The 10,909-nt window shown below is 61.9% G+C and carries 10 protein-coding genes; 3 read left to right on the forward strand and 7 right to left on the reverse strand.

The genetic code is table 11. The features are described 5' to 3' along the window. Nucleotides 1-11: 11 nt before the first annotated feature. The 6 genes from AC07V9_RS27775 to AC07V9_RS27800 form a co-directional block, all read right to left on the reverse strand. Complete coding sequence (locus tag AC07V9_RS27775; RefSeq protein ID WP_495018816.1) at nt 12-1,328, reverse strand: MFS transporter; 1,317 nt, start codon at nt 1,326-1,328, stop codon at nt 12-14. A 72-nt stretch (nt 1,329-1,400) separates the two neighbouring features. Continuing rightward, on the reverse strand, nt 1,401-2,366 hold the full coding sequence (locus AC07V9_RS27780; RefSeq protein WP_495018817.1) for a sugar kinase: 966 nt from the start codon (nt 2,364-2,366) through the stop codon (nt 1,401-1,403). Next, a complete protein-coding gene (locus tag AC07V9_RS27785; protein ID WP_495018818.1) occupies nt 2,359-3,159 on the reverse strand; it encodes a sugar phosphate isomerase/epimerase family protein in 801 nt (266 codons plus the stop codon). The genes AC07V9_RS27780 and AC07V9_RS27785 overlap by 8 nt, the downstream gene beginning before the upstream one ends. A 106-nt stretch (nt 3,160-3,265) precedes the next feature. After that, nucleotides 3,266-4,288: a LacI family DNA-binding transcriptional regulator gene (locus AC07V9_RS27790; RefSeq protein WP_495018819.1), complete on the reverse strand. Its 1,023-nt coding sequence runs from the start codon at nt 4,286-4,288 to the stop codon at nt 3,266-3,268. A 322-nt stretch (nt 4,289-4,610) separates the two neighbouring features. Next, nucleotides 4,611-5,447 (reverse strand): ABC transporter permease, encoded by an 837-nt coding sequence (locus AC07V9_RS27795; RefSeq protein WP_495018820.1) that lies wholly within the window; start codon nt 5,445-5,447, stop codon nt 4,611-4,613. Further along, nucleotides 5,444-6,430, reverse strand: a complete 987-nt coding sequence (locus tag AC07V9_RS27800; protein ID WP_495018821.1) for an aliphatic sulfonate ABC transporter substrate-binding protein — start codon at nt 6,428-6,430, stop codon at nt 5,444-5,446. The genes AC07V9_RS27795 and AC07V9_RS27800 overlap by 4 nt, the downstream gene beginning before the upstream one ends. Nucleotides 6,431-6,764: 334 nt before the next feature. Here AC07V9_RS27800 and AC07V9_RS27805 point away from each other — a divergent pair, with 334 nt between their 5' ends. From AC07V9_RS27805 to AC07V9_RS27815, 3 genes are all read left to right on the forward strand, one after another. Continuing rightward, entirely contained in the window at nt 6,765-7,901 is a 1,137-nt protein-coding gene (locus tag AC07V9_RS27805) for an MFS transporter (RefSeq protein ID WP_495018822.1), read from the forward strand. Between the two features lie 226 nt (nt 7,902-8,127). Continuing rightward, the gene (locus AC07V9_RS27810; protein WP_495018823.1) at nt 8,128-8,808 is read left to right on the forward strand and encodes a hypothetical protein; all 681 of its coding nucleotides are present in this window, start codon (nt 8,128-8,130) and stop codon (nt 8,806-8,808) included. 157 nt (nt 8,809-8,965) lie between these two features. Beyond that, nucleotides 8,966-9,505, forward strand: coding sequence for a methylated-DNA--[protein]-cysteine S-methyltransferase (locus AC07V9_RS27815; protein WP_495018824.1), 540 nt, complete (start codon nt 8,966-8,968; stop codon nt 9,503-9,505). Between the two features lie 33 nt (nt 9,506-9,538). On the opposite strand, the gene AC07V9_RS27820 is transcribed toward AC07V9_RS27815, so the two are convergent. Next, nucleotides 9,539-10,318, reverse strand: a complete 780-nt coding sequence (locus AC07V9_RS27820) for an IclR family transcriptional regulator (protein ID WP_495018825.1) — start codon at nt 10,316-10,318, stop codon at nt 9,539-9,541. Nucleotides 10,319-10,909: the final 591 nt, after the last annotated feature.

Below are 10,909 nucleotides of genomic sequence, written 5' to 3' on the forward strand. Positions count from 1 at the left end.
GACCTTCCAGATCAGGGGTGCGCAGGCGTGCGACGAACGTTCGGCTCATCGCGCACGGGCTTTGCGGGGGTATCCGGTTTGAGCAGCACCGTGAGCACGACCGACACCAGCAGGGCGCCGCTCATGAACAGGTACGATGCGCTCAGGGTACCGGTGACGCCGTTGAGGTAACCGACCAGATAGGAACCGGCGAACGAGCCGAGCGCGCCGAGGCTGTTGATCAGCGCCATGGCGCCGCCTGCGACGTTGGACGGCAGAATCTCCGGGACGATGGCGAAGAACGGGCCGTAGGGCGCGTACATGCAGGCTCCGGCGATCACCAGCAGCGAGTAGGACCACCAGAAGTGCTCGGTGCCCAGGGCGTAGGAGCCGTAGAAGGCGATGGCGGCGAGGAGCAATGGCGGCCAGACGAACAGCTTGCGTTTCTGGGTCTTGTCCGACGCCCAGGACACCACGACCATGCCGATCACAGCCGCCAGATAAGGCAGAGCCGACAGCCAGCCGGCTTCGACCATGTCCATCTGCATGCCTTTCTTGATGATGGTCGGCAGCCACAGCACGAAGCCGTACACGCCGATGCTCCAGCAGAAGTATTGCGCGGCCAGCAGCATGACCTTGGGCGAGCGGAAGGCTTCGGCGTAGTTTTTCACCGGTTTGATGCCGACCTGCTCTGCGTCCAGGCGCGCTTGCAGTTCGGTCTTCTCTTCAGCGCTCAGCCACTTGGCCTGGGCCGGACGCTCATCCACCAGGCGCCACCAGATAAACGCCCAGATCACCGCCGGCAAACCTTCGACGATGAACATCCAGCGCCAGCTGAAATGCGCCACCAGGTAGCCTGACACCACCGACATCCACAGCATGGTCACCGGGTTGCCGAGGATCAGCACGGTGTTGGCCCGTGAGCGTTCGGCTTTGGTGAACCAATAGCACAGGTACACCAGCATGGCGGGCATGACCGCCGCTTCGACCACGCCGAGCATGAAGCGGATGCCGATCAGCATGTAGGCGTTGGAAACGATCCCGGTCAGGGTGGCCAGGCCGCCCCAGAGGATCAGGCTGACGAAAATCAGTTTTTTCACGCTCTTCTTCTGCGCGTAGATCGCGCCCGGCACTTGAAAGAAGAAGTAACCGAGGAAGAACAGCGCACCCAGTAACGACGACATGCCGGGTGTGATGTGCAGGTCTTCGGCCATGCCGGAGGCGGCGGCGAAACCATAGTTGGCGCGGTCCAGGTAGGCCAGGCTGTAGGTGATGAAGACGATTGGCATGATCAACAGCCAGCGCCGTTTCAGGCCTGCGTGTTTCACGGTGTCGAGTAGCTTTTCCATGTCGGGCTCCCTGAGGGTGTTGTTTTTGTCGCAGCAGGTGATGGGAACGATGTGTGCACGCTAATCAGGTATTCAGGCCGTCTGTCGTCGCGGTGTGCCCTTTGTTTCTGCCGCTTGCAGGGCGGCGCGGGTGGGCAGGCCTTCCATGTCGCCACGGCTTTGCACGGCCTGGCTGCCGACCCAGTTGCCACGGGCGGTGGCTTGGGCGAAGTCGAGGTTTTCCAGCAAGGCACTGATCACCCCGACCGCAAAGCCATCGCCCGCGCCGACGGTGTCGATGACCTTGGCGACCGGTACGCCGGGCACGAAAGCTTCATTGAGTTGGGTGCGGTAATACGCGCCCTTCGCGCCGAGCTTGATCACCACCGCCTCCACGCCCAGGTCCAGGTAGAACTGGGCGATATCGGCGGGCGTGTCGCGGCCGGTCAACAATTCACCTTCGGCCATGCCCGGCATCACCCAGTGGGCGAGGCTGGCGAGGTGGTTGACCTCACGGATCATCGTCGCCTGGCTCGACCACAGCGAAGGCCGCAGATTGGGGTCGAACGACACGCTGCGCCCGGCATCGCGCATCCGCGTCATCAGCACATGGGACAGCTCGCGGCAGGTGTCCGACAGCGCTGCCGGAATGCCCGTGGCGTGCAGATGGCGGGCCTTGAGCAGCTCGGGGACGATATCGTTGACCGACAGGTGACTGGCAGCCGAGCCACGTCGGAAATACTCGACCACCGGGTCTGCGCCCTCCAGCTCCAGCGACTTGAACTGAAAACCGGTAGGGTGCGCCGCGTCGACGCTCACATGGCGGCAATTGACGCCCTCGGCTTGAAGGCTGTCGGTGACAAAACGGCCCATGGAATCGTTGCCCACCCGGCTCAGCCAGGCGACGTTGAAACCCAGCCGCGACAGGCCGATGGCGACGTTGCTGTCAGCACCGGCGATGCGTTTTTCATAGTGACGGACGGCGGCCAGATCGCCGCTCTGTTCGGCGACCAGCATGGTCATGGTCTCGCCGAAGGAAAGGATATCGATCTCAGACATGGCTCAGGGCCTCCGACGGGTGTTGCGCCTGGCGTTGACCGAGGCGGGCGAGGGCGTCCACCTGAACGCGGGTAACCTGCAGCAGGTCATCGCCTTGCAGCGGGTATTCAACCGCGCGGGGCAGGCCGACGGGCATGTGCTTGAGCAGTTGCTCCCACAGGTGCAGGTCGGCCTGGCGTGGCGGCGTGGCGATCAGCTTGCCAGCGGCGTTGCGCGATACAGCCTTGCAGTGCACGTATTCGACAAAGCGGCCCAACTGTTGCGCCGCAGCGCTGGCCGATTGTTCCTGCCACATCCAGTTGCCAATATCGAAGGTCATGCCGATTGGCATCTGCAGCGCGTCGATCCGGGCGAAGAAACGGGTGAAAGGCTCGATGCGACCGCCCTGGGGTGTCTGGTCGTTTTCCACCAGCAGGTGCACGTCGTAGCGGGCCAGGCGATCGGCCAGCGCTGTGACATCGCTGTCCTCACCCAAATGCCCCAGCGACACTTTCAGCCAGGCAGCGCCACAAGCCGAAGCCCGTTGCAGTGTCGGTTCGAGTTCAGGGTTGGGCAAATTCCGGCCTTCGAGCCACAGCTCAAGCGGCGCGGAATACAGGCATTCCAGGCCCTGGGCACGAATGGCCTCGCCCAGAGCAGGCAGGTCTTCGCGACCATTGAACAGCTCTTCGCGCAGCTCGATGCGGGCCACGCCAGCGTCCGCCAGCAGCGGGATGAAATGGGCCTGGCCGCGCTCGCGTACGAGGTCGGCACCGTAGGCGCCCAGGCTGATGGCAACGGGGGATCGGTTCATTATTGTTGTCCTCTGAAACCGGTTTCATTTCTGTTCGAGCCAAAGGGCTCGAAGAAAGTTCTTCAAATAAGCAGGGCAAAAGACCTGCGGTCGAAAAGCGGGATAGTCAGGATCGCTGTCGCGTCGAGCCGCGCACGATCAATTGCGCCGGGAAGTCGTAAAGTCGCACCGGGTCCTGGTCCCCACGCAGACGATTGAGCAGACACTCGAACGCCCTCACGCCGATGTCATGGGTGGGTTGCGCCAACGACGTGATGCCGCCGCCCACCAGCGGGTACCAGTCCAGTTCATCGAGAGCGATCAAGCCGACGTCGTCGAACAGGTGGCAGCCCAGCGCGTGCAACTGGCGAGTGGTGTCCAGCGTGGCGACGCCATTGCCGGTGAACAACGCCTTGGGCCCATGGCCGCTGTCGTCGAGAAAACGGCGCAGATGCTCGCGCAGGCTCTCACCGGTTTCGCGCACCTGACCGCGCATGCCTGCGCGCCGGGCAATGTCGGCCTTGAAGGCTTCGACGCGCTCGATGCGTGAGCTGGTGCCGTCCTGAGGCTCGGTGACCATGAGGATGTCGCGATAGCCCGCGCCGTTCAGGTGATCAAGGGCCTGGGTCACGGCGTCGAGGTTGTTCAGCCCGACCAGATCGCTGTCCAGTTGATCGACCTTGCGGTCCACCAGCACCATCGGCAATTCGCGGTGCAGATCGCGCAGCTCATCCAGGTGATGGCCCAGGGTGTTCACGATCAGGCCTTCGATGTTGTAGGAGCGCAACGCCGCCAGATGCAGGCGCTCCTGCTCGTCGTCGCGGTCGGTGTTGCACACCACCAGGCTGTAGCCGTGCTTGCGGCAGGCGGTTTCGACGCCGTGCATGACGGCAATGGAATAGGGGTTGCGGATGTCGGCCACCAGCATGCCGATCAGGCGGGTACGGCCGCGTTTCAGGCCGCGGGCCATCTGGTTGGGGCGATAGCCAAGGGTGTCGATGGCGTGCTCGATGCGCCGGGCAATAGCCTCGGACAGCAGCTGCCGGTCTTCGCCGATGAAACGCGAGACACTGGCTTTGGAGACGCCCGCCATGTCGGCGACGTCGTTCATGGTGACGCGGGCACGCGTCGGGGGCTGAAGACTGTTCATGGCCTGACCCTTATTGGATTTGTCAGCAGGCTTTTCGCGCAGAGCGTATATGGCTCTGAAACCGGTTTCAGGAAACACTAAACGGAGGGGTGTCGTCAACTCGGGATCGGATGAAAGGTGGTGTGGGGTGTTCTGGATTTGGCTTTTGATTCTGGCCGAAGGCCGTAAGAGCAAGCTTGCTCGCGATCTGGTGCGCAGCGGCAGCGAAACCCGTCGACCTGATCGTGTCAAAGTGATCGCACATGCAGGTTTGGCTGCCAGTGCCTGGCAGATCGCGAGCAAGCTGCGCTCTTACGCCCTTCGGGCAGAAGCGATACCGCGCTCAGCTGTTGCCTTTGAACGTATCCCGCCACGCCAGAAAGCGCTTTTCCAGCATCGCCAGGACGCCGTCGCTGATCTTGCCCAACAGCGCCAGCACGATGATCGCCGCCAGGACGATGTCCGGCCGCGAGGTTTCACGCCCGTCGCTGAGCAGATAACCCAACCCTTTGGTCGCCGCGATCAGCTCGGCCGCCACCAGGAACATCCACGCCAGGCTCAGTCCAGAGCGCAATCCTGTGAACAGGCCGGGCAGGGCGGCAGGCAGGAACAGGTGCACGATCATTTGCCGCTGGCTGAAGCGATACATCTTGCCCACTTCCACCAATTTGCGATCGATTCCGCGAATCGCCGCCACACCATTGAGGTACACCGGAAAGAACGCGCCAATGGCGATCAGCACGATTTTCGAGGTCTCGCCGATACCCAGCCACAGTAGCAACAGCGGCACCCAGGCCAGGCTCGGGATCGCGCGCAGGCCTGCGAAGGTGGGCTCCAGATAGGCTTCGGCCTCGCGGCTCAGCCCCACCCAAGCGGCAAACAGCAAGGCCAGGCCTGCGCCAATGCCGAACCCACTCAATACTCGCAGCAGACTGGCGCTGATGTGCTTCCACAAGGCGCCATCGGCGAGATCGGTCAAGGTCGAGAAGATCTCGCTGGGGGCGGGCATCTGATAGGACTGCACCCAACCGATGCGCACGACGATTTCCAGCACAACCAGGATCGCAACCGGCACCACCAGCCCCTTGAGCCTCAACCTCCAGCGAGTGGGCAACGCCGCAGGTTGACCGGCGGGCGCGGCGTCTTCGGCGTTCAGCGTCTCGACTCGGGAGCTGCTCATGGTTTGGCGACGACGGCTTTGGCGAAGGACGGGTCGATCAACTGGTCGATCACCTGATCGACGCTGGTGCCTTTGCGCACCAGCTCTTCGGACACCAGGATCGGCGCTGCGGCCTTGGAGGCGGTCACGTCCTTGTCGCTCAGCTGTGGGCTGCTGATGTCGGTGCGGGTCAGTTGCAGCTTGGCCACGTCCAACGGCAGGCCGGATTCGGTGGCCAGCAGCTTGGCGAGTTCTTCGGGATTTTTCAGCGACCATTCGCGGGCTTTTTCGTAGGCGCCCAGCACGGTTTTGATCGCTTCCGGGTGCTCTTTCGCATAGCGCTCGGTCACGCTGACCACGCCGTAGCTGTTGAAATCCTTGTTGCGATAGAGCAGGCGCGAACCTGCCTGAATTTCGCTGGCGGCCATGTGCGGGTCGAGACCGGCCCAGGCGTCGACGTCGCCTTTTTCCAGGGCGATGCGGCCATCCGGGTGTTGCAGGTGCAGCAACTCGACGTCGTCCTTGCCCAGCTTGGCCTGTTGCAGAGCGCGAAGGGTGAACAGGTACGGGTCGGTGCCTTTGGTGGCGGCGATTTTTTTGCCTTTGAGGTCGGCGACAGTTTTCAGCGTCGAGTCCTTGCGCACCACCAACGCCGTCCATTCGGCGCGGCTGTAGACATAAACCGATTTGATCGGGCTGCCATTGGCGCGGGCCAGCACGGCGGACAGGCTGGCCGAGGAGGCGAAATCGACGCCGCCGCTGTTCAGGTATTCCAGCGAGCGGTTGCTGCCCTGGCTAAAAACCCAGCTCACTTTGGTGTCTGGCAGGGCTTTTTCCAGCCAACCGAAATGCTTGAGCACAAGGCTCACCGGCGAGTAATAGGCGTAATCCAGGTGCACTTCAGCGGGGGGCGCTTCGGCAGCCTGGGCGAAGGGTTGCAGGCTCAGCGCCAAGGCGCCGGCCAGGAGTTTCAGGGACGTTGGCAAACGAGGGAACGCGGTCATGATCAGGTCCAGTCGAGAGGCGAAAGCTGCGCGAGGCTGCTTATGTCGAAATCAGCAGTCAGCGCGAGTCAGTCTGCATAAAGGGGAATATTGCAGGCTCTGTGCCATGACCGGCCTATTGAGGCTGGTGAGGTAATTCGCAGGTTTTTAGCGGGTGCTGAAGTTGCGTAAGCAGCAGTCTGTTGAATGGCTGTTGCTGGATGAACACCTGGTTGCCGACGTTGAGGCTGTTGCAGGCTGGCTAATCCCGGTCATGCAAATCAAAACAGTTGTCAGCGGCACTCCGGGTTCTGCATGCTGCATTTTTCAATTGTGTTACAGGACTTTTCCGCGCATGTCTGCCACTGCCCGAGATGCCGATGCTGCCTCACGCCGTTCGGCGACCGTTCTCAGCCTGTGTTTGCCCAGTGACGTCCTGCTGTACCTGATATTGCCGATGAACGCCGACGCCTTTGGCATCAGCCTCGCCGAGGCCGGGGTGCTGCTGGCGGCCAACCGTCTGGTGCGTATCTTCGGCTACAGCTACGTAGTGCGCTTCTACGCCAACCGGGGTGACCGGGCGGCGTTGACCCTTGCGGCAATCGTCTCGATGCTCTGCGCCTTGGGCAACTCGTTCATTTCCGGATTCTGGTGGCTGCTCATCCTGCGCCTGGGCTGGGGTCTGAGCTACGCGGCGCTGAACCTGTCGACCCAGGCGCTGGCAACCTCGGAGCCTGGTGGGGCGGCGCGCCGATCCGGCACATCGCGAGCGATCATCGCCATTGGCCCGATGCTGGCCTTGCCGCTGGGCGGGTTGATCAGTCTGTATTTCGGTCCTCGGGTGATTTTCCTGATTCTGGCCTTCTTCTCCCTCGCCGGGCTGTGGATCGCCCGAGGTCTGCCTGCGGTTCCCCATGCGATGCCGGCGGCGAGCGGACGTCGATTCAAGGCACCGGACAGCGTCGCCATGTGGTCGTTTATCGAAGGCGTGGCGCTGGACGGGCTGTTCATTTTCGGCCTGTCGTTGCAGGCGCAATCGGCGCTGGGTGGCAATGCGGTGGTCATCGCGGGCGTGCTGCTGGCCCTGCGGTATGTCTCGGAAATGCTGCTCAGCCCCCTCGGCGGGCGAGCGGCGGCCAGCTTCGGCGCGGTGCGCATGTTGGTGGTGTTTTCGGGGTTGACGACCCTGGCGCTGACCGCGTTTGGTTTTCACTGGCTGATCATCGGCGCGGGCGGTGTGCTGATCCTGCGTGCCCTGCAATTGCCTCTGGTGACCACGCTGGTGGCCGAGCGTAACCCGGGTGCCGGTCGTGTTCAGGCGCTGGCTGGCAATGCCGTGTGGCGTGACGTCGGTGCAGGGGTCGGGCCCTTGCTCGCCGGGGTCTTGCTGCCCATCGCATCGCCGTCCTGGGTGTACAGCCTGGCGGGGCTGGCGGTGGTCATCAGCGCGGTCGTGTGCAGTCGCTACAAGGCACGCGAAGTAGTGGCCTGAACGGCGGCATCAAGCAGTGAGTGATACATTCGCTTACATACCACTCGGCGATTAATCCGGTAAATCAGAGGTTTGCATGCAACCTCTGAGGCTGTTTCCCATCTGATGGACATTCTTCATACGGACATAAAGCCTCGCTAGGCTGCAGCTGCCAGCGAAATGCCAGTTCACAGGGACGTTGCACAGGGCACACAGCCCCTCACGCATCATCAGAACCCGGGCCATCATGACCTTTTTCAAATCCCCCAACTCGTCTCACGCGCTACAGCGACTTGCCTATTTTCTGCTGCCCATCCTGCTGATCTGCTCGGCGGTGTTCTGGTTTACCGTGGGCAAGGGCGTGCGTGCCGAGCCCAAGAACGGCACCCAGACTCTGGTGTTCCTGCGCCACGCAGAAAAACCCGACATGGGCCTCGGCCAGCTCAATTGCCAGGGCCTGAACCGCGCCATCGACCTCTCCACGGTCTTGCCGGCCACCTTCGGCAAGGCCGATTTCATCTTTGCCGCCAACCCCAGCCGCCATGTGGAAGAGGGCAAGGGCGACCTGTCCTATAGCTACCTGCGCCCGCTCATGACCGTCGGCCCCAGCGCGATCAAACTCGGCCTGCCGGTCAACATCGACTTCGCCGCCAACGACACCAGCGACCTGGCCGACGAACTGATGCGCGACAAATACCACGACGCCACCATCTACACCGCCTGGTCCCACGGCTACCTGCCCGAGCTGATCAACAAGGTCGCCGCAGAGGCCTCCGGCAAAGACCTCGAACTGGTCAAGGACTGGACGGGCGACGATTTCGATTCCGTGCTGGTGCTGACTCTCAAGTGGAACAACGGCAAGGCAACGCTGCAGTACGAAAACTACAAGCAGAACCTGAATGATGGGGCAGTGGGGTGCCCGACGTAATTTAATCGTAGCGGTTTTCCGCTGTCGTTCCGAACACTCGTTTTGTGGGGGATAATGCCTCGGTGCGATACCCCCGGAATTTGAACGCAAGAATGGGATGGTTCCATTTCCCCGCGCGGCTACTATGGGCGCATCGCGAAGACCCAGGAGCCTTCCCATGACGTTCACGTATCGCTTCATCGATTCCCCGGTCGGGCAGCTCAAGCTGATCGCCAACGGTCCGGCATTGGCGGCCATCCTTTGGGAAAACGACCGTCCCAACCGCGTGCTGCTCGGCGCCATGGGCGAAGATCAGGGCAGTGACATCCTCAATCGGGTTGAACGGCAACTGGCGGAATATTTCGCTGGCACTCGCGACTGTTTCGACTTGCCGCTGGATTTCCATGGCACCGAATTTCAGAAAAAGGTCTGGCAGGCCTTGCTGACCATTCCTTTCGGTGAGACCCGAAGCTATTTCGATATCGCCGTGCAGATCGGCAACCCCGCCGCTGTGCGTGCCGTGGGCGCAGCCAATGGCAAGAACCCGATTTCCATCGTCACGCCGTGCCATCGGGTGATTGGCAGTTCCGGTTCGCTCACCGGGTTTGCCGGCGGGCTTGCGGCCAAGGAGTTGCTGCTGACACTCGAAGGAGCAATGCCCACCTTGTCGAACAGACGCCGCCGCGAAGAGGCGTTGGGGCAGGCCTCGTTGTTTTGAAAATTTTCCCATGCTTGAAAAGCGCTGGCTGCTTCAACCGCGATAGCCCAATTCGCGGCTGATCCTCGCGCTGCACTCCAGTAGCAACGCCAGAAACCTCTCCCGCGCGCCGTCCGGGTCCATCACTGCATCGGGCCCGGACAGGTTGATGGCCGCGGTCACTTTGCCGGTGTGGTCCTTCACCGAAGTGGCGATGGCTGTGGAGTAATCCGAGCGGTGCAGCACCCAGCCGCGTTCACGGTCCTCTGCAATCACCCCCTGCAATTCTGGCAGCGTGCGCGGTGCGGGCGTGGGGTAGTCGTCCAGGCGGATGTGCTGACACAACGCCCCCAGTTGCCCATCGCTCAGCGCGGTCAGCAGCATGCGGCCCATGGCCGTACAGTGGCAGGCGATGCGGGTGCCCACCGGAATATTCACCGACAGCCGTTGCGCCGCGAATGCGCGATACAGGTAGAGACTGTCGGTTTGCTCGCGGATGCTCAGGTGACAGGACAGCGAGGTGCGGTCGCGCAGGTCGTTGAGGTGCGGCATCGCGACTTCGACGATGTCGCGACTGGCCAGGTAACTGAAACCGTCGCTGATCACCCGCGCACCCAGTTCGTACTGGGTGTTGTGTTTGTTCAGGTAGCCCATGTCGGTCAGGGTGAACAGGATGCGATAAACCGCCGAGGGCGTGATCCCCAGATGCCCGGCGATCTCCTGCATGCTCAGGCTGCGGGTGCGGGCATCGAACATCGCCAGCACGCTGAGGCCACGGGCGAGGGCGGGGACGTTGTAGTCGGTGTCTTTGTCGGGTGATTCGATGATGTTCATGGCACGTTCCCTCTCAAATATTCGCTACTGCGCTGCTCGTGGCCTTCCTTGTAACCTTGCTTGTGATCTCGCTTGTGATCTCGCTTTTTGCTCTTCGTACATCGCACGTCCAGACACCGCAGAACGCGACTTGGGTGCAGGCCGAACGCAGGCGGTGCGTAGTGGGCCGAGCGGCAGGGATGCCGCGAGAGCGCCGCAAGGACATGGATGTCCGTTCGGCGCGGGCCCACGGAGCGTCGCCGGAGTGAGGGTATTCCGACGAAGGAGGAACCTAACCAGGAGCAGGGCCTTTTTGGTTAATTTTTCGGCTCTTGGAAAAAGTGACCCGCTGTAAGAGCGGAACCGATATATGTACCGCCACTGGAACGGATATGCCCCCAATTTCAACGTCTCCAATAGCTCAGTAAATCGGTCCGAATTTTTAGAGTGGATCCGTTTACGTGAGGGACGCTGGTTCACCTTTCCGCCCTTACGGCGGGTCACTTTTGTCAAGAGCCACAAAAGTAACCAAAAAGTGAACTGACCCCCAAAAGTTGGACACCCTGTCCAACCAAAGGGATGCCCACCATGAAATACACTCCAGCCTTCAAG

Source organism: Pseudomonas sp. GW821-FHT02A11 (genome assembly GCF_059421985.1).